The organism is Streptomyces sp. NPDC048696 (genome assembly GCF_043198895.1).
Lineage (GTDB): Bacteria > Actinomycetota > Actinomycetes > Streptomycetales > Streptomycetaceae > Streptomyces.
This window is the reverse complement of record NZ_JBICVJ010000003.1, coordinates 259,435-282,017: the sequence shown is the minus strand read 5'-3', so window position 1 is coordinate 282,017 and position 22,583 is coordinate 259,435. Positions and strand designations below refer to the sequence as shown.

General features: G+C 71.7%; 25 protein-coding genes. 13 read left to right on the top strand and 12 right to left on the bottom strand.

Translation table 11 applies throughout. The annotated features are described in order from the left end of the window. Window positions 1-206: 206 nt before the first annotated feature. The 3 genes from ACGFRG_RS07495 to ACGFRG_RS07485 all read right to left on the bottom strand — a co-directional run bounded on the left by ACGFRG_RS07495 (window position 207) and on the right by ACGFRG_RS07485 (window position 3,577). Complete coding sequence (locus tag ACGFRG_RS07495; protein ID WP_393262249.1) at window positions 207-1,655, bottom strand: VWA domain-containing protein; 1,449 nt, start codon at window positions 1,653-1,655, stop codon at window positions 207-209. A gap of 205 nt (window positions 1,656-1,860) precedes the next feature. Continuing rightward, entirely contained in the window at window positions 1,861-2,535 is a 675-nt protein-coding gene (locus tag ACGFRG_RS07490) for a TetR/AcrR family transcriptional regulator (protein WP_393262248.1), read from the bottom strand. Beyond that, window positions 2,447-3,577 (bottom strand): LysR family transcriptional regulator, encoded by a 1,131-nt coding sequence (locus ACGFRG_RS07485; RefSeq protein ID WP_361423340.1) that lies wholly within the window; start codon window positions 3,575-3,577, stop codon window positions 2,447-2,449. The genes ACGFRG_RS07490 and ACGFRG_RS07485 overlap by 89 nt, the downstream gene beginning before the upstream one ends. Before the next feature lie 174 nt (window positions 3,578-3,751). On the opposite strand from ACGFRG_RS07485, the gene snpA reads away from it, so the two are divergent. Both snpA and ACGFRG_RS07475 read left to right on the top strand, forming a co-directional pair. Continuing rightward, window positions 3,752-4,435, top strand: coding sequence for a snapalysin (gene snpA / locus ACGFRG_RS07480; protein ID WP_393262244.1), 684 nt, complete (start codon window positions 3,752-3,754; stop codon window positions 4,433-4,435). Window positions 4,436-4,579: 144 nt separating this feature from the next. Continuing rightward, the gene (locus ACGFRG_RS07475; RefSeq protein WP_393262241.1) at window positions 4,580-4,759 is read left to right on the top strand and encodes a hypothetical protein; all 180 of its coding nucleotides are present in this window, start codon (window positions 4,580-4,582) and stop codon (window positions 4,757-4,759) included. A gap of 332 nt (window positions 4,760-5,091) precedes the next feature. On the opposite strand, the gene ACGFRG_RS07470 is transcribed toward ACGFRG_RS07475, so the two are convergent. The 4 genes from ACGFRG_RS07470 to ACGFRG_RS07455 form a co-directional block, all read right to left on the bottom strand. Beyond that, complete coding sequence (locus tag ACGFRG_RS07470; RefSeq protein WP_393262237.1) at window positions 5,092-7,068, bottom strand: FUSC family protein; 1,977 nt, start codon at window positions 7,066-7,068, stop codon at window positions 5,092-5,094. Between the two features lie 141 nt (window positions 7,069-7,209). After that, complete coding sequence (locus ACGFRG_RS07465; protein ID WP_361423352.1) at window positions 7,210-8,124, bottom strand: NADP-dependent oxidoreductase; 915 nt, start codon at window positions 8,122-8,124, stop codon at window positions 7,210-7,212. 76 nt (window positions 8,125-8,200) lie between these two features. Beyond that, window positions 8,201-9,232, bottom strand: a complete 1,032-nt coding sequence (locus ACGFRG_RS07460) for an endonuclease/exonuclease/phosphatase family protein (RefSeq protein ID WP_393262234.1) — start codon at window positions 9,230-9,232, stop codon at window positions 8,201-8,203. Window positions 9,233-9,327: 95 nt separating this feature from the next. Further along, complete coding sequence (locus ACGFRG_RS07455) at window positions 9,328-9,573, bottom strand: hypothetical protein (RefSeq protein ID WP_361423355.1); 246 nt, start codon at window positions 9,571-9,573, stop codon at window positions 9,328-9,330. A gap of 83 nt (window positions 9,574-9,656) precedes the next feature. On the opposite strand from ACGFRG_RS07455, the gene ACGFRG_RS07450 reads away from it, so the two are divergent. The 7 genes from ACGFRG_RS07450 to ACGFRG_RS07420 all read left to right on the top strand — a co-directional run bounded on the left by ACGFRG_RS07450 (window position 9,657) and on the right by ACGFRG_RS07420 (window position 13,769). Next, window positions 9,657-10,064, top strand: a complete 408-nt coding sequence (locus ACGFRG_RS07450) for a hypothetical protein (RefSeq protein ID WP_361423358.1) — start codon at window positions 9,657-9,659, stop codon at window positions 10,062-10,064. A gap of 128 nt (window positions 10,065-10,192) precedes the next feature. Continuing rightward, a complete protein-coding gene (locus ACGFRG_RS07445; protein WP_361423361.1) occupies window positions 10,193-10,765 on the top strand; it encodes a TetR/AcrR family transcriptional regulator in 573 nt (190 codons plus the stop codon). Window positions 10,766-11,033: 268 nt separating this feature from the next. Beyond that, window positions 11,034-11,162, top strand: a complete 129-nt coding sequence (locus ACGFRG_RS07440; RefSeq protein ID WP_361423379.1) for a DUF6126 family protein — start codon at window positions 11,034-11,036, stop codon at window positions 11,160-11,162. Window positions 11,163-11,379: 217 nt separating this feature from the next. Beyond that, entirely contained in the window at window positions 11,380-12,372 is a 993-nt protein-coding gene (trpS, locus tag ACGFRG_RS07435) for a tryptophan--tRNA ligase (RefSeq protein WP_361423382.1), read from the top strand. Window positions 12,373-12,488: 116 nt separating this feature from the next. Continuing rightward, complete coding sequence (locus tag ACGFRG_RS07430) at window positions 12,489-12,767, top strand: hypothetical protein (RefSeq protein ID WP_361423385.1); 279 nt, start codon at window positions 12,489-12,491, stop codon at window positions 12,765-12,767. Between the two features lie 88 nt (window positions 12,768-12,855). Then, window positions 12,856-13,470, top strand: coding sequence for a SigE family RNA polymerase sigma factor (locus ACGFRG_RS07425; protein ID WP_361423388.1), 615 nt, complete (start codon window positions 12,856-12,858; stop codon window positions 13,468-13,470). Further along, complete coding sequence (locus tag ACGFRG_RS07420; protein ID WP_361423391.1) at window positions 13,467-13,769, top strand: hypothetical protein; 303 nt, start codon at window positions 13,467-13,469, stop codon at window positions 13,767-13,769. Before ACGFRG_RS07425 ends, ACGFRG_RS07420 begins: the two co-directional genes overlap by 4 nt. A 28-nt stretch (window positions 13,770-13,797) precedes the next feature. Here the strand turns inward: ACGFRG_RS07420 and ACGFRG_RS07415 are convergent, their stop codons facing one another. Together ACGFRG_RS07415 and ACGFRG_RS07410 are read right to left on the bottom strand one after the other, a co-directional pair. After that, on the bottom strand, window positions 13,798-14,244 hold the full coding sequence (locus tag ACGFRG_RS07415) for a hypothetical protein (protein ID WP_393262227.1): 447 nt from the start codon (window positions 14,242-14,244) through the stop codon (window positions 13,798-13,800). A 183-nt stretch (window positions 14,245-14,427) separates the two neighbouring features. Continuing rightward, complete coding sequence (locus tag ACGFRG_RS07410) at window positions 14,428-14,820, bottom strand: ATP-binding protein (RefSeq protein ID WP_393262224.1); 393 nt, start codon at window positions 14,818-14,820, stop codon at window positions 14,428-14,430. 136 nt (window positions 14,821-14,956) lie between these two features. Here ACGFRG_RS07410 and ACGFRG_RS07405 point away from each other — a divergent pair, with 136 nt between their 5' ends. Beyond that, window positions 14,957-15,808 (top strand): Scr1 family TA system antitoxin-like transcriptional regulator, encoded by an 852-nt coding sequence (locus ACGFRG_RS07405; RefSeq protein ID WP_393262222.1) that lies wholly within the window; start codon window positions 14,957-14,959, stop codon window positions 15,806-15,808. Continuing rightward, window positions 15,768-16,028 (top strand): DUF397 domain-containing protein, encoded by a 261-nt coding sequence (locus ACGFRG_RS07400; RefSeq protein ID WP_393262219.1) that lies wholly within the window; start codon window positions 15,768-15,770, stop codon window positions 16,026-16,028. Before ACGFRG_RS07405 ends, ACGFRG_RS07400 begins: the two co-directional genes overlap by 41 nt. 10 nt (window positions 16,029-16,038) lie before the next feature. Here ACGFRG_RS07400 and ACGFRG_RS07395 read toward each other — a convergent pair whose 3' ends face one another. Continuing rightward, window positions 16,039-17,007: an esterase/lipase family protein gene (locus ACGFRG_RS07395; RefSeq protein ID WP_393262216.1), complete on the bottom strand. Its 969-nt coding sequence runs from the start codon at window positions 17,005-17,007 to the stop codon at window positions 16,039-16,041. Window positions 17,008-17,448: 441 nt separating this feature from the next. On the opposite strand from ACGFRG_RS07395, the gene ACGFRG_RS07390 reads away from it, so the two are divergent. Then, window positions 17,449-18,507, top strand: a complete 1,059-nt coding sequence (locus ACGFRG_RS07390; protein ID WP_393262213.1) for a helix-turn-helix domain-containing protein — start codon at window positions 17,449-17,451, stop codon at window positions 18,505-18,507. 120 nt (window positions 18,508-18,627) lie between these two features. Next, complete coding sequence (locus ACGFRG_RS07385; protein WP_393262210.1) at window positions 18,628-20,268, top strand: MFS transporter; 1,641 nt, start codon at window positions 18,628-18,630, stop codon at window positions 20,266-20,268. Window positions 20,269-20,691: 423 nt separating this feature from the next. On the opposite strand, the gene ACGFRG_RS07380 is transcribed toward ACGFRG_RS07385, so the two are convergent. Further along, window positions 20,692-21,195, bottom strand: a complete 504-nt coding sequence (locus ACGFRG_RS07380; protein WP_393262709.1) for a hypothetical protein — start codon at window positions 21,193-21,195, stop codon at window positions 20,692-20,694. Window positions 21,196-21,299: 104 nt separating this feature from the next. Continuing rightward, complete coding sequence (locus tag ACGFRG_RS07375) at window positions 21,300-22,568, bottom strand: MAB_1171c family putative transporter (protein ID WP_393262207.1); 1,269 nt, start codon at window positions 22,566-22,568, stop codon at window positions 21,300-21,302. Between the last annotated feature and the right edge of the window lie 15 nt (window positions 22,569-22,583).

Sequence of the window (22,583 nt, the reverse complement as noted above, 5' to 3'; positions counted from 1 at the left end):
GTCGAAATCCTAACGGGCCCGGGGAGATCCACTCACCCGCATAAACGGGCGTCGCGGGTGGAGCCCTACAGGGGCGCGGGGAACTGCGCGAGCAACCCACGACGGCCCGCACTCGAAGCGCGACCGATCCCACCCGACAAGGGGCGCGGGGAACTGCGCGACCAGCCCCCCACGACCCGCACCCGAAAGCCGACCGCGCGGAGCGCCTAGCTCCGCTGGGCGAATGCGGACAACACGCCCTTGTAGAACTCGGCATCAGCCAGTTCACGAGGCGCGGGCCCCGCATGCAGGAACGCGGCATTCGGCGCGTCCAGCTTCCGCAGGAAGTCGAACGCCTTGCTGTCGTCGTCCCCGAACGCGACGAACTGCCAGAACACCGCCGCGCCGGACACGTCGGCGAGCGCCTGCCGAGCCGCCACCTTGGCGTCCGGCGCCCCGTCGGTCTGGAACACGACCAGCGCGGGCCCGTCGTACTGGCTCTTCTCGTAGTGCTCGACGACCGCCTCGACGGCCACGTGATAGCTGGTCCGCCCCATCCGCCCGAGCGAGGCGTGCGTCTCGTCGACGACGTTCTCGTACGAGGTGAGCCCGAGGTCGACGGTCCCGTCCAGCTCGGTGGAGAAGAAGACGGTGTGGACGGTCGCGTCCTCGTCGAGGTGCGCGGCGAGCGCGAGCGTCCGCTCGGCGAGGTGCTGGACGCTGCCGTCCTTGTAGAACGGCCGCATCGACCCGGACCGGTCGAGTACGAGGTACACCCGCGCCCGCCGCCCGACGAGCCCCGCCTTGCGCACCTGCGCCCCGGCGGCCTTGTAGTGCTCGACGAGACCGGGGGCACGGGACTTGATCCGCGCCAGGGAGTGAGCGGCCTTGCCACCGCCGCCGGGCTGAGCCCCGGGCTCCACCTCGGCCTGTACGGGCTCGCTCTCGACCAGAACCTCGGTCTCGGCCACTACGGCGTCGGCCTCAACGGCCTCCGGCTCCGCCGGAACCTCGACGACGGCCTCGACGACGGCCTCGACGACGGCCTCGGTCTCGGCCTCGGGCTCGGCCAGCTCCTCGGGCTCGGCCAGCTCCTCGGCCTCGGCCTCGGCCTCCGCCTCGGCCGACACGGCCTCCGGCATCGGGTCGGGCTCCGGCTCGGGCTTGGGCACCGGCGCCGGCTCGGGCATCGGCTCGGGTTCCGGCTCGGACTCCCCGGCCCGGGGCTGCGGCAGCTCCGCACTCGGGACGGCGGCCGGGGCGTCTTCCGCCGGTCGGGACACCGGGGCGTCCTCGGACGGCCGGGACGGGGCCGGGACCGCCGGACGCGACGGCGCGTCGAACGCCGCCGCGACCAACTCCTCGGCCGGGGAGAGGTCACGCCGTGCCGGGGCGGGCACGGTCGGGCTCTCGGCAGGACCGGAGACGGCCTCCTCGGCGGGCGCCGGAACGGTCACGGCGACGGCGGCCGGAGCCGACTCCTCCACCGCCGCGGAAGCGGAATCCGAGGTCGACGCGGACACCGACGCCGCATCCGCGACAGATGCCGACTCGGACGCCGACTCCGACGCCCCGGCCGACGACGCCTGCGGGGCCGCAGCCGCTACCTCCCCCGACGCCACCGCGTCCGCGTCACCGCGTCCGAACACTTTGCGCAGCAAGCTTCGAATGCCCATGGGCGAGGCCTTTCGCATAAGTTGGGTGCGACGCGCGTCTTGCACGTCCACGCCGCGTGAGCGGGGACACGAGCGCGGATACGTAAGGTTAGCGATCCGATCCGGTCATCCTCGGCAGGGGGCGGACGACGTCGTACCGGTTACGCCCCGGGTGCCCTGTGGCATGCCCTATGACATGCCGCATGACGTGCCATATGACGGCATGTCAGAACGCGCCCGCCTTCGCCGCCTCCACCGCGGCCCGCGCGGCCCGCGCCGCGACCGCCGCGTCCAGCTCGCCGCCGCCCACCAGGAACCGGTAGTACAGCGGCGCCGAGACCGCGCGTACCACTTCGCGGGGGTCTGTGCCGGGGGGCAGTTCGCCGCGCGCCACCGCCTGCTCCACGCACGGGGCCCACTCCGCCACCCGTACCTCGTAGAACGTGTGCAGGGCGCGGGCCGTGCGGTCGTCGCAGGTCGCGGCGGCGATGACGGCGCGGAACAGGGGGCCCTGGCGCGGGTCGGTGAGGGTGCGGGCGACGAGTTCGGCGTTGGCGGTCAGATCGCCGAGCAGGCTGCCGGTCTCGGTACGCGGTACGGACTGTTCGGCCATGTCGGCGAGCAGGTCGGCGACCAGGGCCGTGGTCGAGCCCCAGCGCCGGTACACGGTCGTGCGGCCCACGTCCGCGCGCGCGGCGACCTCGGCCAGGTCGAGCCCGGCGAAGCCCTGCTCGGCGAGTACGTCACCGGCCGCCCGCAGGACCGAGGCTCGCACCCGGGCCGTGCGCCCGCCGGGCCGGACCGTGCCCGGGTCAGCCGCCGGTGCCGCCGATGCCGACGCCGCCGCTGTCGAGACTGCCGGTGCCGACGCCGCTGCCGGGACCGGCGGTGAATCCGGCATCGATTCCGGCGTCGAGTCCTGCTTCATAACGGGGCTCCAGTTCCATTAGCGCCGCCTGCCATGCTACCCGGCGCCCCCGGGCCCCCGACGCGCGCAGCAGCGGCCGGGCCAGCCACGCCCGGTACGGCGCGGACTGCCGGGCCGCCTCCCAGTACGCCTCCTCCAGCGCCGAGTGCACCGCCTTGAACAGCGCCTCGCGCTCCGCGTCCGCCCCCCGCCGGGTGGCGAGCAGCAGCCGCACCCCCAGCGGGTCGCCGCGCAGCGGGCGCACCGCCATGTCGGAGCGCGGCCGCGAGGTCGGCTGGCAGGGGGTGACGACCTCGCCGGTGGCGACCAGGGACGCGGCGGTGAGGTAATCACCGTGCAGGACACGGGGGTTGAGCCCGGCGGCGGTGAGCATCCGGCGCAGCCCGTCCCACTCGCCGTCCACGCTCGGGTCGACCATCCAGCGGTCCCCGGCGAGGTCCGCCAGCTCCACCACCTCCTGGCGCGCCGCCGGGTGGTCGACGGCGAGCGAGATGAACTGCGGTTCACGATCGAGCAGTACGCGCAGGTCGAGGCCGTCCGGGACGCGCAGCGGGCACCCCTCGACCTCGTGCACGAAGGCCACGTCGAGCTCGCCGAGGGCGACCAGGCCGAGCAGGGCGTTGGCGGAGACGGCGACATGGAGCTGGGCCTCGGTGCCGGGCAGCCGTTCGCGCAGCCGCCGCAGCCAGCCCGGAATGGCCCGACTGGCGGTCGAGCCGATGCGCAGCCGGGGCCGCCCGTCGACCCCGGCGGCCGCCGCCCGTACCTCGGTGACCAGCGCGTCCATCCCCGCGAGCAGCGGGCGGGCGCGGCTCAGGACGGTCTGGCCGAGCGGGGTCGGGCGGCAGCCGGTGCGCTCGCGGAAGAAGAGCATGCCGCCCAACGAGTGCTCGATGCGCCGCAGTTGCGTGGTCAGCGCCGGTTGGCTGGTTCCGAGCCGCCGGGCGGCCCGGTGCAGACTGCCGGTCTCCGCGATCGCGCAGAGGGTGCGGAGATGTCTCACATCGAGCTCCATGGCTCCGAGGGTAAAGGGATTGTCATGTCCCGCACTAGACGGCCGAATCCCTTCCGATAGCGCGGAGTTATCGCCGGTTGTCATCATCCCGGGGCGCGCTGTGGTCGCCGACACTCACCGTGGCCCCCGGCAACCCACCGGGAGCCGCCAAGAACGGACGACCAGGAGCCCCCCATGAGACACCAAAGGACCCTCGTCCTCTCCATGTCCACCGCACTGGGTCTGGCGCTCGCCGGACTCGGGGCCATCCCCGCCACTGCCGCCACCGCCGCCGCCCCTGCTTCCTCTTCCTCTGCTTCCTCTGCCGCGTACGCGCCGCACGGTTCCACGTACGCCGGTTCCGCCAAGCAGGCGGCCGACAACAAGGCGTTCTACGACGCCGTCATGAAGTCCGTGGCCAAGAAGCGGGCCGCCCACCCGCTCGCGGCCTCCGTCACCGTCTCCTACAGCACCGACAACGCGCCCAGCTTCCGCAGCGAAATAGCCCAGGCCGCGCAGATCTGGAACTCCTCGGTCCAGAACGTCCGCCTCCAGGAGTCCTCCGGCGGCGCCGACTTCTCGTACTACGAGGGGAGCGACCCGCAGGGCTCGTACGCGTCCACGGACGGGCACGGCAACGGCTACATCTTCCTCGACTACGACCAGAACCAGGAGTACTACTCGGTCCGCGTCGTCGCCCACGAGACCGGGCATGTGCTCGGGCTGCCGGACCACTACTCCGGGCCGTGCAGCGAGCTGATGTCGGGCGGCGGGCCCGGTCCGTCGTGCACCAACCCGTACCCGGACAGCCAGGAGCGGGCGCGGGTGAACCAGCTGTGGCAGTACGGCTTGGCGTCCGCGTTCAAGCCGGCGGCGTGACGCGGTAGCGCTTTCGCGCTTCTCGGGCTCGGTGTGCCGTGACCGTGCCCGTGCCGCCGGGGGCGGTTGTCGTACCCCTCTGGCAGCATGAACGGTATGCCGAGTGTCTCTCCCCGCCGTCCGTGTCCGTCGTGCGGTCGTGCCGTGGCTGTCGTGGCGGGCAAGTACGTGCGCCACGATCCGCGTACGCGTGCGTATGTGGCGGGCGGTGGGGAGCTGACACTCTGCCCCGGGTCCAAGGCGCGGGCGCCCTTGGATGCGGCGCAGCGCACCCTCGACGGCTTCGAACTTGCCCCGTTCCCGGGCCAGTTGCCCCTGTTCTGACATTTCCCCACCCCACCCCTTCCCGAAAGCCCTGGGCGGACGGCCGGGCTTTTGTCTGCGGGCGGGTGGGAGCCGTTCGCGCAGTTCCCCGCGCCCCTGAAGGAGGGCCCGAAGGGCCCATCTAAGGGGCGCGGGGAACTGCGCGAGCAACCACGCACGATCCGCAGACGAAAAGAGGGGGGCCCGGAGGGCCCTTTCCAGGGGCGCGGGGAACTGCGCGACAAGCCCCCACCGGCCCGCACCCGAAGTGACCACCCGCTTTTAGGGGCGCGGGGAACTGCGCGGCCAGCCAGCCACGGTCCGCAGACGAATACGCCGCCCCCGCGGAGCGGTCACGCGCCGCCCGGCGACGCGATCGCCCGGGCCGCCGAGATCTCGTGGCGCAGTGGGGCCAGCACGCCGCTCTCCTCGCCCGCCAGCGCCGCATGGACCGACACCAGCGTGGACGACGCCCGCAACCCCTCCGCCAGTTCGCGCAGTTCGCGGGACGCGTCCGCGACCTCCGCGGACGTCGGCGGCGGCGCGCCGTGGTTGACGCGCACCCGCGCCGCCGTCGTCGCGTCGACGATGCGCTCGACCGCGACGACCAGCGGCCACCACGCGGACGCCCGCGCACCCGTCGGCGGCGGTTCGGTCAGAGCGCGCTGGAACTCCGAGCGCACCACGGACAGGTCGCGGTAGATGCGGCGCCTGCGCCGCACCCGCTCCGCGTCGTCCCCCGCCGCCGAGGCGAACGCGTACTCCACATACGCCGCCGCGTCCGCGACCGCGTCCGCGAGCCGGTCGCCGATCCGGGTGTGCCAGCTCTCGGGCCAGAGGAGATACCCCGCGACCAGCGAGATCCCGCAGCCGATCAGGCTGTCCCACAGGCGCGGCAGGACCAGATGGAAGCCCTGGTGGTTGAGCAGGTCGGAGAGCAGCAGGATCACCGGGGTGATCGCGGCCGTCTGGAACGCGTATCCCTTCGCGGAGAAGGCAGGGATAAGAGCCGCCAGTACCACCATCACCGGCACGTCCCACCACCCGCGCGGCACCTCCGAGAGCACCGCCGCCGCCGTCACCAGACCGACCGCCGTGCCGAGCGCGCGCAGCACCGCCCGCGAGAACACCGACCCGAAGTCGGGCTTGAGGACGAACGTCACGGTCAGCGCCACCCAGTACGAGCGCGGCACCGGCACCAGCGAGACCAGCGACTGGGCGAGCCCGATGCAGAGCGCGAGCCGCAGGCCGTAGCGCCAGGACGACTCGGAGAGCAGGACGTTGCGCGCGCCGCGCCGCAGCCGGATGCGCAGCGCCGCCGGGCGCCCGAGCCGGTCGTCGACGTTGTACGGGTCGGGGTCGGGCTTGTGCACGACGACGGCCGCGTGCCGCAGCGCAGCGTCCACGGCCCGCTCGGACGGCTTGCCGGGCTCGGGCAGCTCGAGGTCCGGGACCGGGCCTGTGCGGCCTTCCTCCACCGCCGCCGCCAACTCCCGTACTGCGGCGGGGATTTCGGCGGGAAGCGGGCGGCCGCGCAGATGTGCTGCCGGGGCCGCCTCCACCAGCGGGATCACCACGTTGAGCTGGGCGAGCAGCCGCACCAGTGGGCTGCGTCGGCCGTGGTCGCGGGTGCGGCGGGCGAGCACCAGGTCGTACGCGGTGTTCAGCGACTGCGTGACCGCCTGCCGTTTGGCGTCGTACGCCGTGCCGCCCGCCGCCTCAAGGAGATCGGCGGCCGCCCGGTACGTCGAGGCGACGGCGGCCCGTTCCGGGACCCGGTTGCGCAGCGGCCAGGCGAGCAGGCTCAGGAGCAGGACGAAGAGCCCGCCGATGCTGAGCAGCAGGGGCGCCTTCCACCACGGCGACGGCATCGGAAGACCGGCCCCGACCACCGCGTTCAGCAGGAGCAGCAGCCCCGATACGGAGGCCACCGCGCCGATCGACGAGATCATCCCGGAGACCAGCGCGACCAGGGTCAGCGCGCCGACCGCGAGCCAGCCGTCGCCGTACACGAGGGTGCCCAGCGTGACGCCGATCGCGCCGAACAGCTGCGGCACCGCGATGTTGAAGACCCGCATCCGGTACGCGTCGGCCGTGTCGCCGATGACCCCGGACAGGGCGCCCATCGACACCAGCGCGCCGTACGCGGCCTGGTCGGTGGCGAATCCGACGGCGAGCGGGGCCGCGAGCGCGATGCCGGCGCGCCCGACGGCGGGCCACGGGATCGGGGTGTTCTGTGGCCGCAACCCGCTGACCAGCCACTGCGGCGGCGTGAGCCGCACCCGTCCCCGGCCGTCCCGGCCCTCGTCCACGTCGTGCTGATCACCCATGGCATCAGTATGCGATCACTGCGATCGGGTCCTTTTGGGCGGGTCTTGGGCACAATGGATCTTTGTGCGCAGAAAGTGGACGCTCGGATTCCGAAATCTTTTCCACAGGGTGTGGAAAAGATTTCGGAATCCGAGGTCCCCCTACGGCACGAACAGCGTCTTCCCGCGCGCCCCGACCGCCCGGTTCCGCGCCAGCGCCTCCGGCGCCTTCTCCAACGGGTATTCGGCCTCCACGGGCACGTGCACATCACCCGCGAGCGCGGCCGCCGCCAGCGCGTCGAGCAGCGCTCCGGACGGCGTGAGCCGGAAGTTGACGCCCTGTCCGGGGGCCGCCGCGCCCCGGGTGCTCAGCGCGGTCCCGCCCGAGCGCACCAGACCCGCGTGCGCGCCGAACGACTCCGCGTCCGCCGACACCAGGTCGACCACCGCGTCCACCCCGCCGATGCACGCCTCGCGCACCGGCTGCGCGGTGGTGTCGACGCTCACCGCCGCCCCCAGCGCCCGCATCCGCTCCCGCTCGTCGCCCCGCACGGCCGCCACCACCCGGATGTCGCGGGCGGCGGCCAGCTGGGTGAGCGCGCTGCCGACCCCGCCCGCCGCGCCCACGATCAGCATCGTGGCGCCCGCGTCCAGGGGCGCGGTGCGCAGGATCTCCAGGGCGGCCATCCCGGCCGTGGGCAGCGCCGCCGCGGCCCGCAGCGCGAGCCCGTCGGGCACCCCGGCGATGGCGGCGTCCTGCGGCATCGTCACGTACTCCGCGTACGTGCCGGTCCCCACCGGCGGGCGGCCCGCCTGGCCGTACACCGCGTCGCCCACCACGAACCGGTTCTCGCCGGGCCCGACCACGTCGACGCGCCCGGCGAAGTCCAGGCCGAGGACCAGCGGGAAGACATGCGGGACCCGGCCGTCCAGGAGCCCGTCGGCGACCTGCCAGTCGAAGGGGTTCAGGGCGGCGTAGTCGATCTTGACGAGCACTTCGCCGGGACCGGGCTCGGGCTTGGGCAGCCAGACGAGCTCCGGCTCGGCCCGGAAGGTCTGCACCGCGACAGCGCGCATACGCGTACGCCTCCTGCTCCGCCCCCGGGGACGCCTCGATCCTCACCCGGGGCGGCCCCCTCCGCACCCCGGAGCATCACTCTCCGTACAGCGTCAGGTCCACCCGCAGCGCCCGGTGGTCGGTGCCGCGCACGGTCAGGAAGCGGGACGCGGTGGCCTTGAAGTCCCGGCCGCTGACGAGCACATGGTCGATCTGGGTGCGCAACGGCGTGGTGCGGTCGGCGGGCCAGGAGTACGTACGGGAGTGGCCGGTCAGGCGGGCGCTGTCGTGCAGGGCGCCCGCGTCCAGGACCGAGCGGAACAGGGCGTGGTCCTGGGTGGCGTTGAAGTCCCCGGCGAGGATCACCGCCTGCCCCTGCTGCTCGGCCCCCGCCGCGAAGTCCCGCACCCGCCCCAGCTCCCGCCGCCACTTCGCCTCCTGGCCCGGCAGCGGCGGCATGGGGTGCGCGAGCTGGAGCCGTACGTCCTTGCCCGCGATCACCGCCACCGCGCCCGGCATCGCCATCTCGGAGGGGATCACGGGCGCGGGCCGCAGCGGGAAGCGGCTGAGGATCGCGGACCCGGCCGAGCCGTCCTCGCGTACGACATCGCGGTACGGGTAGTCGGCCTTCGGCACCCGCTGCTCCAGGGCGTCCGCGCAGACGAAGGCGCACTCCTCGACGAAGACGATGTCCGGCTTCTCGCGCCGCACGGTGGTGATCAGGTCGTCGGTGGCCCAGCCGAACTCGGTGTTGGAGGTCAGCACCCGCAGCTGGGCCAGGACCTGGCCGTGCGGGCGGGTGGTCTCGGCGCCGTACGGCTGGGTGTACCAGCCGGTGACCGCGAGCGCGGCCAGCGCCCACGCCATCCCGGTCCGCCACCGCCCGTACGCGGCGAGCAGCAGCGCGACCGCGCCCGGCGCGAGCAGCCACGGCAGGAAGGCCAGCAGCTGCGGCACCGGCGTGATGCCGTCGGACCCGGCGATCCGGCACCCCACCACGGCGCTGACCACGACGAGCAGCAGCGCGGCGACGACGGCGGCGGCCCGCCGCCAGGGATGCCCGCGCCCGGGCCCGCGTACCGGCTCGTCCGTCGAGGGCCAGGTCGGCGCGGCGCCCACGGTGTCCAAGTCGATGCCCTCCCGGTCGGCGGGTGCGCGTCAGGCTTGAAGTATCCGCCGGGAAGCCCGTGATGACGAAGACCCGGCCGTATTACTGCGGCTTGCTACGACCGGCCGACGCGGCCGCCGAACCAGGCCGTGACGGCGAGCGCGAGCCCCGCCGCGACCGCGCACCAGGCGGTGGTGGACAGGACGCCGGTGAGCGCGTCGTAGACGTCGGCGGCGACGTCCGGATCCCCGTACGCGGGCAGGTCGGCGATGGTCAGGACGCGGCCGAGGGCGACCAGTCCGCGCAGGCCGAGGCCGCCTGCGGCGAGGCCGAGTCCGGCGGCGGTGAAGGAGAGTCGCACGGGTCCAGCGAACCCCGGGTTGCCGCTCGGGGCGCGCGGGTGTGGGCTGTATGGGGGAAGAGTGGAGTGGAAGGAGTGCCGCCATGTCCGCACACGCCGCCATGCCGGCGGGACCGGCCCGGACGAGCCCGGCGTCCCGTACCCGCCTGCCCATGGCCCTCATGGCCACACCCGTGGTGATCGGGATCTTCTACGGCTTCTGGGCCGCCTCCATCAACCGCCACGGCGGCGAGGTGACCGGCGCCAACATCGCGCTCGGCCTGGTCTCCGGCGTCGTGATCGCCGCCCTGGGCCTTGGCCTGCTGATGATCCAGGGCCGCCTGATGCGCGAGGTGCGGGGCGCGGCGTTCGGCGCGCTGTTCGGCGCGGGGACGGGTTTCCTGTACGCGCAGTCCGGCGAGAGCGTCTTCGGCGCGTCGATGATGGGCGCGCTGCTCGGCGGCGCGATGTTCGCGGCGGCGTTCTACACGTTCTACACGCGGGAGGACTAGGCCCGGGAAACCGAGCGTGGTTCTAGAACATATTTCTAGACCAATGAGGGCGCCCGACTGCGTTAGGCTGACCGCCATGGCGGACGCTTCGGGTCACGGTGCCTAGACAACCACGCGGTGAAGCCACCGTGGACCGGCTGCTGACCACCGCGCTGAGCGTGTACGCGGAGTACGGGCAGCAGGGTTTCACCGTCAACGCGGTGACGAGGGCCAGCGGGGTCAGTCTCGGCAGCCTCTACCACCACTTCGGCAGCTTCGACGGGCTCGCCGTCGCGCTCTACACCCGGTGCATGGAGCAACTGTTCGCGGAGATGACGAGCGCGCTGAGCCGTGCGCGTACGGCTCGTACCGGGGTGCGGGCGATCGTGACGACGTATCTGCGCTTCACGGAGGAGCATCCCGACGCGGCGCTGTTCCTGCACGCCTCCGCGTACTCCGGCTACCTCGCGACGCATACGGAACAGATCCGTGCGGCGAAGGAGAACGCGTTGCGGGGCTTGGTGGAGTGGATGCGCCCTCGGATCGAGGCGGGCGAGATCGCCCCCCTTCCCGCCCCGCTGATCGACGTCCTGATCCTCGGCCCGGTCGCCGAGACGGCCCGCCGCTGGCTGGCCCCCACGTACACGGGCATCGACCTCGCGGAGGCGTCCAAGATCCTCCCGGACAGAATCTGGCGCTCCTTGCAGCCGGAGAGCCCGTAGGACGTTTCTCTCCCCACCCCGCCCCTTCCCGAAAGCCCTGGGCGGGCGGCCTGGTTCTTCGCCTGCGGACCGTGCTGGGTTGCTCGCGCCCACGCGGCGGAGCCGCAAATCGACACAGCCCCGCGCCCCTTAGATGGGCCCTTCGGGCCCTCCTTTAGGGGCGCGGGGAACTGCGCGACCAGCCCCCACCGGCCCGCTGTCGAACAAGCACCCCCCCTGCGGAGCAACCCGTACCCTGGGAAGGGTCGTATCCAGAAGGAGGGCCACGGTGTCCGACACCGAGAAGAGCAAGGAGCGCGGCATCGCCCTGCGCGCCGGCTTCTACATCTTCGGCACGCACCTCTTCGCAGGTTTCGTGTGGCTCCTTTTCTACGTGGGCCAGCACGCCCACAAGTAGCCGTAGCTGTGGCACACTCGCACACATGACTTCCATGCGGTGCAGCAATCTCTGCTGGTGGCGCTCCTCCTAGGAGCGGCCACGTCACCCGCATGACCGAGGGCCGTTCGACACGGACGGCCCTTTCGCATGCCCCGCACCCCGCATGCACCCGCACCCCTCTGGGCGCGTCGCGGCCGTCCCCGACGCCGCCACCCACCCAGAGAGGACCCCGAAAATGCCGACCACAGCACCCCGCACCAGACTCCTCACCGGCGACCGCCCCACCGGCCCCTTCCACCTCGGCCACTACTTCGGCACCCTCCAGAACCGCGTACGCCTCCAGAACGAGGGCACCGAGGTGCTCCTCGTCGTCGCCGACTACCAGGTGATCACCGACCGCGACCTCGCCGAGAACCTGCTCACCCACACCGAGGGCCTGGTCCTCGACTATCTGGCCGCCGGGATCGACCCGGCCCGCGCGACGATCTTCAACCACAGCGCGGTCCCCGCCCTCAACCAGCTCCTTCTCCCCTTCCTCAGCCTCGTCTCGGTCGCCGAGCTGAACCGCAACCCCACCGTCAAGGACGAGATCGCGCACTCGCGCCAGTCGGCGGTCAGCGGGCTGATGTTCACGTATCCGGTCCACCAGGCCGCCGACATCCTCTTCTGCAAGCCCGACGTCGTCCCGGTCGGTCAGGACCAGCTCCCGCACCTGGAGATCACGCGCACGATCGCGCGCCGCTTCAACGACCGTTACGGGTACGTCTTCCCGGAGCCCGAGGCCCTTCTCTCCGCCACTCCCCTCCTGCTGGGTACGGACGGCGGAAAGATGAGCAAGTCCCGGGGCAACTCCATCCCCCTGGGCGCGACCCCCGACGAGACGGCCGCCGTGGTACGCCGCGCCGTCACCGACGCGGACCGCCGTATCACCTACGACCCCGCCGCCCGCCCCGGCGTCTCCGCCCTGCTCGACATCGCCGCGCTCTGCCAGGCCCGCGACCCGCACGACCTGGCCGCCGAGATCGGCGACGGCGGCGCGTCCCAGCTGAAGCGCACGGTCACGGAGTCGGTCAACACCTTCCTCGCCCCCCTCCGCGCCCGCCGCGCCGAGTACGCGCAGGACCTCACGTACGTACGAGAGGTCCTGCGCGAGGGCAACAAGCGCGCGGGCGCCATCGCGGAGACGACGCTGGACGAGGTGCGGGCGGCGATGGGCGGCTTCCGCTGAACTTTTCGCGGACGAGGTCGCAACCCCGGTCGGTGCCGTACGTCTGGTGGTGTGAAGGCGCCCTTCAGATCACCAGATGTTCCAGACCGTGTACGTCACTTCCTCGGGAGAGTCCCATGTCCACGCACGCCAAGCGGAACTACCGTCCCCGCCCCAAGGTCCTGGGCGCTGTCACCGGCCTCGCGGTGCTCCTGGGCGGCGGCTTCGCCGCCCAGGCGGCCGTTGCCGACTCGGGCGGCGGCAAGCCGACCGTGACGACCCCCGGTACCTCCACGCCGAAGCTCGCCGACTCGGGCAAGGCGGCCAAGTCGTCCGACGCGGGCCCGGAGGTCAAGTCCGGCACCGGATCGGCCCCGGCCGAGAACGCCCCCAAGGTGATCAAGCCCGGCAAGTAACCAGCGGCCGGTCCTCCCCGCGCCCCTAGGGGCGCGGGGAACTGCGCGACCAGCCCAGCACGGTCCGCAGCCGAACGAATCGAGGCCCATGCAGTACGCGATCCCCCTCGCACCCACCTGGTGGTCCAGGCTGCTCGCCCGCATGTCCCGAACCGGCGGCGGCGGAGGCGCAAGGACCCTGGCCCTGGTCCGGGGGGCCACCTCGTACGGGGACGAGCCGCCCACGCTCACCGAGCTGTACCTGGCGAGGCGGCTCGACATGGTCCGGCTCGCGCTCTTCCTGGTCGACGACCTCCCCACCGCCGAGGACGTGGTCCAGGACGCGTTCGCCGCGATGTGCCGCAGATACGGCACCTCCCTGGACGGGCTGAGGGACCCCGGGTCCTACCTGCACACCGCCGTGGTCAACGCGTCCCGTTCCGTGCTGCGCCGACGCCGTACGGTCCGCGCCTACATCCCGCCCCACGAGAACCACGGCCCACCCGTGGACGAACCGCTGCTGATCGCCGAAGAGCACCAGCAAGTACTCGACGCACTCTCACAACTGACACAACGTCAACGCGAAGTCCTCGTGCTCCGATACTGGTCCGAGCTGACCGAGGCGCAGATCGCGCATACGCTCGGGCTCGCGCGCGGCACGGTGAAGTCCACCGCGAGCCGCGCGCTCGCCGTTCTCGAAAAGAAGCTGGGGTCGGCCCGATGACGCCGAACGCCGACGAAAGGGTGCGCGCCGCCCTCGCCGCCCGCGCCGCCCTCGTCACCCACCACGACCTGCGCCGCGACGCGCCCCCGCAGGGCCGCAGTTGGGGCGTGCGCCGAGTGCGCAGGGTCGCGTACGCCGTGGTTGGCGCGGCCGCCGCCGTGACGGCGGCCGTGTACCTCCTGGTGCTCCCCGGCGGTTCCCCGGCCCCGGCCCCTCCCGCCCACGCCCCGGGCATCACCGAACCAGCGCCGTCCACGCCCACGCCCGGACAGACCCCCCGGGTCGTCCACGGACCGTAGAACGAGGCCGGGACCGGGACCGATACCGCTACGAGCAGGTTCCCGTGCCGACCGTGTTGAGGTGGCAGGTGAACGTGAACGTGTGCGACACGGTCTCGATGCTGCCGTCGGCCTGCGTGACGGTCCCCACCACCACAGGGTGGTCACCGGAGTTGACCCTACCGACGTTCACGGTGAGCGGGATGTTGAGCAATTCGGTTCCGCCGTTGCCGGTTTCGTGGCCGATTCCGTCGCCGACGTCCACCCCGGCGTCGAGCACTGTGCCGGTCAGGGTCTCGCTGGCTCCGAAATCCGTGTGGGTGAGATCGTCCGCGAGGTCGATCGGGCGGTGTTGGCGGACGTCGATCCGGGTGATGAGGATGCCCAGGTTGTCCGCCGCGCCGGCGGGCGGGGCGGCGCTGGCGACCGCTCCTGCGGTCAGCAGCAGGGCGCCGAGCGCGGAGGGAGCGGAGAGACGGAGTCTTGCGTTGCGCATGGCTGTTCCTTTCACGACCGCGGGGCCGCGAGTGCGCGAGTGCGGTGTGCTGTGCACGGGTCCCGCAGTGCTCGGAGTGTCCTGCGGGAGAGGCGCGGCAGCTAGTCCGGTGAACAGGGCGTGCAGAAGCACGGATACGGCGTACGACACCTCGTGCGCCGTATCGCGCCACGGCGTGAACGGCTAGCCCGCGCCCCGCACATCGCACTCGAACCACACCGTCTTCCCGCCCCACAGGTGCGGCAGCACGCCCCAGCGGTCCGCGACCGACGCCACGATCAGCAACCCCCGCCCCGACTCGGCGAGTTCGGAATCGGGGAGCGGGGTGGCGGGCCGCGTGGGCGGGGCGGGCAGTTTCGGGCAGTCGTCCGTGATCTCGACACGGATGCCGTTCTCGCGTGCGAGGAGCAGCACCTGACAGTGGCGGCTCGGCACATGGCGTACGACGTTGGCCACCAGCTCGGTCAGCGCGAGCTCGGCGGCGTCGGCAAGGACGGTCATGGACCAGCTGGCCAGATACCGGCGGAGAATCCGGCGCAAATGCCGGGCCGAGTGGTCGCCGACGGTGATGTTCATCCCGTAGCGCCTCCCAACTTCCGCCTCGGAAGGGTGAGTTGCGTGATTCACGTCACCAGAGTGAGTTGATCTGGTTACGCTCGGCTACGGGCTGAAAAATCAGCCCACAGCGTGTGGTTGGGGGTGACCCTTAGTCATGGTCAACATCCGAGACCTCGATCCCAGCGCTTCGCCGCTGGACTACTACGGTTCCGAATTGCGCCGCAAGCGCGAGGGAGCCGGTATGACCCAGGAACAGCTGGGCAAATGCATCTTCTGCGCTGCGTCGCTGATCGGCCAGATCGAGACGGGCCGCAAGATCCCCACGAGGGAACTCTCCGACCGCCTGGACGCCGCGCTCCTGACGGAGGGCTTCTTCGGCCGTCTGGTCGGGCTGGTCCTGCGGAGCGTGCTGCCGTCGTGGTTCCAGCAGTATGCGGAGATGGAGGCGCGGGCGACGTTCATCTCGTCGTTCCATGCGCAGTTGGTGTACGGCCTGTTCCAGACCGAGGACTACGCGCGAGCCGTACTCGGCGTCCGGTCCGACAGCGACATCGACGGGCTCGTCGAAGCTCGTATGGAACGCCAGCGCATCCTTGAGCGCGACACGCCTCCGCTGATCTGGGGCGTGATGACCGAGGCCGTGCTGCGCCAGGAGGTCGGCAGCCGGGCGATCATGCGTGAGCAGCTTCAGCACCTCCTCGACATCCAGCACAAGCATGAGTGGGCGAAGATTCAGGTTCTCCCCTACGAGGCCGGTGCGCATGCCGGGTTGATGGGCGAGTTCACACTCCTGCGCTTCGACGACGACCCTGACCTCGTCTACACCGAGGACTTCGTCCAGGGCCACATGACGGCCAACCCGCAAGCTCTCAGGGAGGGTTCACTCCGTTACGATCACTTGCAGGCCAGTGCTCTCTCTGTGGAGGATTCGGCCGCACTGATCGCCCGCGTAATGGAGGAGCGTTATGGGGACCAACCAAAGCCTGACGGGCGCGCTCTGGCGTAAGTCGTCTTACAGCGGCGACACCGGTGGCAACTGCGTCGAGTGCGCGCCCCTCGGCGCCGCCACCTGGCAGAAGTCGTCCTACAGCGGCGACACGGGCGGCGACTGCGTAGAAATCGCCACCCAGCCCCACCGCATCGCCGTCCGAGACTCCAAGAACCCCGACGGCGGAGCCTTCACGATCAGCCCCGCCGCCTTCACGGCCTTCGTCCGTACGCTCTGAGCCCTGACTGTCAGAGCAGCGGGCCGGTGACCGGCCGTACCACCTGGCACGGGATCGCCCGGGGATGCGCCGGGTCGAGCGCGTTCAGTACGTCCGTGAGCGCGATCGGGTCGTACGCGATCTCCGTGTGATCCGTACCGTCGAGCACGCACTGATCCTGCACGGTGATGTTGGTGACGTGCGGCCCGGCGGGCAGGAACGCGTTGGTGTACGGGGTCGTGACCTCGTCGAACTTCGTGCCGATGTTCGTGTAGGTGACGCCCGGCGCCGTGCCGCCGCCCGCGTTGAGCGCGGTGACGAAGTCGGAGCCGATCTCCTGCTGGACGCAGGCCGGGCAGGCCGGGCCCACCACGAACTTGTTCATGGGTTCGAGGATTTGGAGCTGTCGGCCGAGCTCGGTCAGGCCGTCCAGTGTCGTGCCCTGGTTCGTCGCCGACAGGGCCACGAGCTTGTCGACCTTGCCCGCGCCGCCGAGGCTGTCGAGGTAGTAGCGCGCCATCATGCCGCCCTGCGAGTGCCCGACGATGTCGACCTTCGCGGCGCCGGTCGCGGCCCGCACCTTGTCGACGAAACCGGCCATGACCGCCGCGCTGTCCTCGATCTTCGCCATGCCGCCCATCGATGAAGTGATGCCCGCACCGCCGTAGTTGAAGGCGAAGACGCAGTAGCCCGCGTTGGCGAGCAGCGGCGCCGCGCCCCGCCAGTTGCCGTTCATGTTCTCCGCCGTGCCGTGCGCCAGGATCACGGGGTCGGGGTGGGCCGCCGTGGGGCGGCACGACCAGTCGTTCGCCCCGGGCGGGGCCTCGCCGGGTTTGAGGAAACCGGTGACGAAGCCGGTGCCGAAGTGGGTCTCGACGGGGAGCGGCGCGGTGGTGGCTGCCGCCGGGGTCGCGCTCGCGCTCGCGGCGACCAGTCCCGTCACCGCGAGCGCGGCCGTCACCACTGCGCGGGAAATGCGGGAAAGGGGTGCTGCTCTCATGCCCAGTACCGTCCCTAGTCCTGGAGTTTCCGGGGGTTCCGGAATTCGACGAGGGCGAAGTTAGGGTCGGTTTCGGCGTCCCGGCAATGGATATTTCAGCGCCCCGGCGAAGTCCGCAGGCATGTGCCACGAACCTGTCGGGCGATCGTTGAAACTTGTCACGTACGTGAGTGCACTTGCGCCCGACGGGCGGTAACACGCCAACTACCAGGCACGTCACGACTATTGACTGGTGGGTAACATCGGCCCATACTCGGCACTTCCTCGTCACTTCCCGGGGCAGGAAGGTGTTCGATGGCCGGGCCATGGGCCGCGCTGCCGCGTTCTCTCGCGGCTGAGCTGCGAAAGGAGCAGAGCTCCACCGCCGCTGAGGTAATAGGCGAGATAAGACGGCAGGTCTCGGAATTCTCCAGGCCGCTGGACGGCGCATTCGGCCATGCAATGCAGAGCGGAGTGGAAACGGCGCTCGCCGAATTCGCCGACATCGTGGAGGGGGCGGCGCAGCCCGCCGGGCCGGGCGACGGCGACCGCTGGCGGGTCTACTGGGTGCTCGGGCGCGGCGAACTCGTCGAGGGCCGCAGCCTCGACGCGCTCCAGGCCGCGTACCGGGTCGGCGCGCGCGTCGCCTGGCGCCGCTTCGCGCGCGTGGCCCGGCGCGCCGGAATCGGCGCCGACCAGGTCGTCCTGCTCGCCGAGGCGCTCTTCGCGCACATCGACGAGATCTCCGCCGTGTCGGTGCGCGGCTACGCCGCCGCGCAGGCCGACAAGGCGGGCGCGCAGGGGCGGCGGCGCCACCATCTGCTCGGCCGGATCGTCGCGGGCGCGCCCGCGTCCGCACTCGCACAGGCGGCGGTGGCGGCGGGCTGGTCCCTGCCGGACACTGTGGCGTGCGTCGCGCTCGGACCGCCCGCCGAGCGCGACCGCACCCATCGTCGGCTGCCGCCGTCCGTACTGGCCGATCTGGACGCGCACGATCCGTATCTCCTGGTGCCGGACCCGGACGCGGGGTCGGTCCTGGCGGACGCGCGGCTGGCGCAGGCGCTCGCGGCGCGGGGCGCGGTGATCGGGCCGACCGTGCCGCTGCCGATGGCGGCGGACTCGCTGCGGTGGGCGCGCACCCTCCTGTCCCGGCTGCCGACGGCGGACGCGTGCGGGGTGGTGCGGTGCGAGGACCATCTCCCGGCGCTGCTGCTGCTCAGCGACCAGCCGCTGGTCAGGCTCTTCACCGACCGCCGGCTGAGGCCCCTGGACGACCTCACCCCGAAGCAGAGCCACCGCCTGGCCACGACCCTGCTCGCCTGGCTCCAGTCGCACCGGGGCAGCGCGCCCGAAGTCGCCGAACGCCTGGCGGTCCACCCGCAGACCGTCCGCCAGCGCCTGCGCCAGATCGACCGGCTCTTCGGGGCGGTACTGGACGACCCGGACGCGCGGTTCGAACTGGAAGTGGCGCTGCGGTTACGGCTGTTGAGCGGAGAGGCGGGACCGGAAGAGATGACGTAACGTAACCTCGGATAACTCCTCGTGTCCCTTGAGCTGCCTCACGTCACTCGCGTGGCGGAACGTCCCACCTCCACTTAGCGTCGGAAAAGGGACTTTCCCGCTACGGAGGTGTCGTACGCCATGGGCCGTCACACGGAGGACGCCGTCGAGGAGGCCAGGGCGGCACGGATAGCGGCCGCTTCGGCGCCGGAGGAGAGCGTCGAAGCGGTCGGGATCGTCGGTGGTGGTGGCGGGCCGAGCCCGGACGGGCGGCCGTCGCGCGGTGCGGGCGCGGCCGTGGCCGCCGCGCCCCCGCCGCCGCACACGGGCGCCGCGCACGAACACCGCTGGCTGGTCCTGGCGGTCATCGGACTGGCCCAGCTGATGGTGGTGCTCGACGCCACGATCGTGAACATCGCGCTGCCCTCCGCGCAGCGCGACCTCGGTTTCAGCGACGGCAACCGCCAGTGGATCGTGACGGCGTACGCCCTGGCCTTCGGGTCGTTGCTGCTGCTGGGAGGCCGTATCGCGGACCTGGTGGGCCGCAAGGCGGTGTTCCTGACAGGCCTGATCGGCTTCGCCGTCGCATCGGCGATGGGTGGCGCGGCCCCGAGTTTCACGGTATTGGTCATCGCGCGAGCCCTCCAGGGCATGTTCGGCGCGCTGCTTGCCCCCGCAGCGCTCTCGCTCCTCACGACCACGTTCACGGACCCGAAGGAGCGGGCGAAGGCGTTCGGGATCTACGGCGCGATCGCGGGCACCGGCGGCGCGGTGGGCCTGCTGCTCGGCGGCCTGCTCACCGAGTACCTGAACTGGCGCTGGTGCCTGTACGTGAACCTGATCTTCGCGGCGCTCGCGTTCCTGGGCGCGCTGCGCCTGCTGCACCCCGGGGCTCCGGCGGACCGCCCGAAGCTGGACATCCCGGGCACGCTCCTGGTCTCGTCCGGCCTGTTCTGCATCGTGTACGGCTTCTCCAACGCGGAGAAGCACGCGTGGAGTTCGCCGCAGACGTGGGGGTTCCTGGCGGCGGGCGGGGTGCTGCTGGTGGCGTTCGTACTCTGGCAACTACGGGCGCGTCACCCGTTGTTGCCGCTGCGGGTGGTGCTGGACCGGGACAGGGGCGCGTCTTTCCTGGGAATGTTCATTTCGGGCGCGGGAATGTTCGGCGTGTTCCTCTTCCTGACCTACTACCTGCAACAGGTGCTGCGCTACTCGCCGGTGAAGACGGGTCTTGCCTTCATCCCCATGGTGGTGGTGATGATCGCGTCGTCGGTGATCGCCCAGAACAAGTTCGTCCCGCGACTGGGCGCGAAGCCGATCGTGCCGCTCGGGATGGGGCTCGGCGCGGCGGGGCTGGTGTGGATGACGGCGCTGGACGTCGACAGCACGTACGCGCCGCACGTCCTTCCGCCCCTGCTCGTCATGGGCCTCGGCATGGGCCTGATCTTCGCCCCGGCGATGAACCTGGCTACGGCGGGTGTCGCCGCGCATGACGCGGGGGTGGCGTCGGCGATGGTCAACACGAGCCAGCAGGTGGGTGGTTCGGTGGGTACGTCGCTCCTGAACACGTTGGCGACGAGTGCGGCGACCCATTACATGGTCGGCAAGCAGCCCACGCCGTCGGTCCTGGCGAAGGCCCAACTGCACAGTTACGCCACGGCGTACTGGTGGTCGGCGGGGTTCTTCGCGCTGGGGTTGGTGGTGACGCTGGTGCTGTATCGGACGGGGCCGCCTCATCCGCACCCGACGGAGGGCGGGGACGCGGGTCCGGTGCATATGTGACGGCCGATTCTCCCGGGGGCGCACCCCCGGACCCCGACCGGGGCTGCGCCCCCGGCCCCGGTCCTTCGCCTGCGGCCCGGTGGGGGCCGGCGCCCCTTTTCCCCCACCCCGCCCCTTCCCGAAAGCCTCCGGCGGTTGTCGGTCGGGTGCGGCTCGGTGGGGGCTGGTCGCGCAGTTCCCCGCGCCCCTAAAGGAGGGCCCGAAGGGCCCATCTAAGGGGCGCGGGGAACTGCGCGAGCAACCCAGCACGGTCCGCAGACGAACGAAGCGGGGTGCAGGGGCGCAGCCCCGCATACCCACCCACCCGCAGCGGGGTGCAGGGGGCGCAGCCCCCGCTCAGGGGTCCGGGGGCGTAGCCCCCGGGAGAACCCCCCTCAACCCCCACCCACCCCCGGAGGGTTTAGGGGAGGGGCGGGGTGGGGGTCAGAGCAGCAAGAACGCCGTCGCCGTCGTCGCCCCCAGCGCCGCCCCCGCCACAACCTGCCCCACCGTGTGGTAACGCAGGCGCACCCGCGACCAGCACACCGCCACCGTGAGGGCGTACAAGGACAGCCACCACCCCGAGTGCACCGCACCCAGCAGCGCCACCACCGCCGACGCCACCGCCGAGTCCACCGAGATCTTCCAGACCGTGTTCACCACCAGCAGCCCGATCGTCATCACCCACAGCGCGAGCATCGCCGCGAGGATGCCGACGGGTGCGTCCCCGAGGACCATGACGAGCGAACCGGTGCCGATCGAGCCGAGGATCACGAAGAAGATCGGCGCGCGCTTCGTACGGTCGACCACATGCCGGTCACCCCACGTCCCCCGCCCCCGCTCCCACTCGATGTACCCGGCCGGAATCAGCCCCGCGCACAAGGCTCCCAGGAACCCCCACAGCAGCCCCGTCCAGTCGCCCGCCGCCGCGAGCCCGATGCCGAGCATGCCGACGAGGAGGCAGTTGCGGGGCTGCAGGACGTTCGTGACGGCCAGCGCCACGGGGTGCCGGGACGGATCGTCGAGCCCGGTCGTACGAGCCGCGACAGCGCTCACGCCGACGCCCCCTCGACCGTCGCGGGCCGCGCCCGCTCAAGCACCTGCCGCGTCGCCTCCGCCGGGATCACCCGGTACGCCGCCGCCACCCGCACCAGCCACGCCACCTCACCGTCCTGGTCGGTGGCGTGCTGCGGCTCGACCGCCGCGGCCCGCCCGGCCGACGCGCCGTCCGCCTTCGCCGCCAGCGCCGCCTTGATCCAGTGCGCCTCCGCCAGCGGCCCGGCCTCCTCGCCGGACGCGGGGACGGCCTCCTCGGCCGCCCACTTCGCGGCGCCGAGCAACTCGTCCGGCACGTAATGCCGCAGCTTCTCCACCGCGTCCGCGATGTCCGCGGCCCACCGGTCGATCCGCAGGTCGGCCGGGGTGTCGAAGCGCGTCAGCTCGCGCACGAGCGAGGCCGGCGGCTCGAACGGCTGGTCCGGGAACGCCGTCATCAGCTCGTACCAGAGCGGGTGCAGCCGCGCCGACGCCCGCCACAGTCGCACCCGACGCCACCCCTTGCTGAACGCGGGGATCGACGCACCCAGCGCGAAGAACGCGAACAGCACGATCTGCGACGCCTCGGTGATCTCGTCGAAGCGCAGCGCGAAGGACTTGCTCGGCTGGTCGACGACGCTGACCCACAGGAACAGCGTGCGGCTCCCGGTGTACGCGACACCGATGAACATCGCGAACGTCATCATGGCGAGCCCGGCCCGCAGATGGCGCCCCCGCGCGTTCGCCGTCGCCAGCGCCCACTGGTACGCGCAGACCGCCGAGGACGCGCCCAAGTACAGGTAGAACACGCTCATGTAGAGCGTCGCGCCCCACTGCCCCGCGTGGTCCGACACGAACCGGTCGGACGGCACGGACCGGTCCACGACCGTGAAGAACAGCACGGTGAGGAGGATCAGCGTCGCCACGGACGCCTTCGTGGCCACCCGCTGCACCGTCCGCGCGAACCGTACGTGCCGGGGAATCGCGCCCTCGTCCGGGAAGTGCCCGTAGATCGCGACGATGTAGCTGAGGATCGCCAGGATCGCGATGGTGGCGGTGTAGTGCTTGATGAGCACGGCGAGGTCGGTGACCTCACTGTCGTTCAGCGTGATCCGTACGAACTTGGTCTTGGTCCACAGGGCCACGGCGAACCCGGCGTAACAGCCCCACAGGGCACGTCGGCGCTTGTCGTCCTCGTCACCCCACAGGGCGGCGGGCATCCGCCACAGGGCGACGGCGGTCATGAGAGCGGCTATGAGGTAGCCGGCGAGGTCGAGCGGAGTCATTGGGGGGATTCCTCG

Bases quoted from the DNA above. Each gene is read 5' to 3' on its own strand.
- ACGFRG_RS07385 (WP_393262210.1), top strand. From the start codon at position 18,628: ATGGGCCGTCACACGGAGGACGCCGTCGAGGAGGCCAGGGCGGCACGG.
- ACGFRG_RS07375 (WP_393262207.1), bottom strand. From the start codon at position 22,568: ATGACTCCGCTCGACCTCGCCGGCTACCTCATAGCCGCTCTCATGACC.
- ACGFRG_RS07470 (WP_393262237.1), bottom strand. From the start codon at position 7,068: ATGGGTGATCAGCACGACGTGGACGAGGGCCGGGACGGCCGGGGACGG.
- ACGFRG_RS07410 (WP_393262224.1), bottom strand. From the start codon at position 14,820: ATGAACATCACCGTCGGCGACCACTCGGCCCGGCATTTGCGCCGGATT.
- trpS (WP_361423382.1), top strand. From the start codon at position 11,380: ATGCCGACCACAGCACCCCGCACCAGACTCCTCACCGGCGACCGCCCC.
- ACGFRG_RS07415 (WP_393262227.1), bottom strand. From the start codon at position 14,244: ATGCGCAACGCAAGACTCCGTCTCTCCGCTCCCTCCGCGCTCGGCGCC.
- ACGFRG_RS07495 (WP_393262249.1), bottom strand. From the start codon at position 1,655: ATGGGCATTCGAAGCTTGCTGCGCAAAGTGTTCGGACGCGGTGACGCG.
- ACGFRG_RS07490 (WP_393262248.1), bottom strand. From the start codon at position 2,535: ATGCCGGATTCACCGCCGGTCCCGGCAGCGGCGTCGGCACCGGCAGTC.
- ACGFRG_RS07400 (WP_393262219.1), top strand. From the start codon at position 15,768: ATGGGGACCAACCAAAGCCTGACGGGCGCGCTCTGGCGTAAGTCGTCT.
- ACGFRG_RS07390 (WP_393262213.1), top strand. From the start codon at position 17,449: ATGCAGAGCGGAGTGGAAACGGCGCTCGCCGAATTCGCCGACATCGTG.
- ACGFRG_RS07485 (WP_361423340.1), bottom strand. From the start codon at position 3,577: ATGGAGCTCGATGTGAGACATCTCCGCACCCTCTGCGCGATCGCGGAG.
- snpA (WP_393262244.1), top strand. From the start codon at position 3,752: ATGAGACACCAAAGGACCCTCGTCCTCTCCATGTCCACCGCACTGGGT.
- ACGFRG_RS07425 (WP_361423388.1), top strand. From the start codon at position 12,856: ATGCAGTACGCGATCCCCCTCGCACCCACCTGGTGGTCCAGGCTGCTC.
- ACGFRG_RS07380 (WP_393262709.1), bottom strand. From the start codon at position 21,195: ATGCTCGGCATCGGGCTCGCGGCGGCGGGCGACTGGACGGGGCTGCTG.
- ACGFRG_RS07405 (WP_393262222.1), top strand. From the start codon at position 14,957: ATGGTCAACATCCGAGACCTCGATCCCAGCGCTTCGCCGCTGGACTAC.
- ACGFRG_RS07450 (WP_361423358.1), top strand. From the start codon at position 9,657: ATGTCCGCACACGCCGCCATGCCGGCGGGACCGGCCCGGACGAGCCCG.
- ACGFRG_RS07395 (WP_393262216.1), bottom strand. From the start codon at position 17,007: ATGAGAGCAGCACCCCTTTCCCGCATTTCCCGCGCAGTGGTGACGGCC.
- ACGFRG_RS07430 (WP_361423385.1), top strand. From the start codon at position 12,489: ATGTCCACGCACGCCAAGCGGAACTACCGTCCCCGCCCCAAGGTCCTG.
- ACGFRG_RS07420 (WP_361423391.1), top strand. From the start codon at position 13,467: ATGACGCCGAACGCCGACGAAAGGGTGCGCGCCGCCCTCGCCGCCCGC.
- ACGFRG_RS07465 (WP_361423352.1), bottom strand. From the start codon at position 8,124: ATGCGCGCTGTCGCGGTGCAGACCTTCCGGGCCGAGCCGGAGCTCGTC.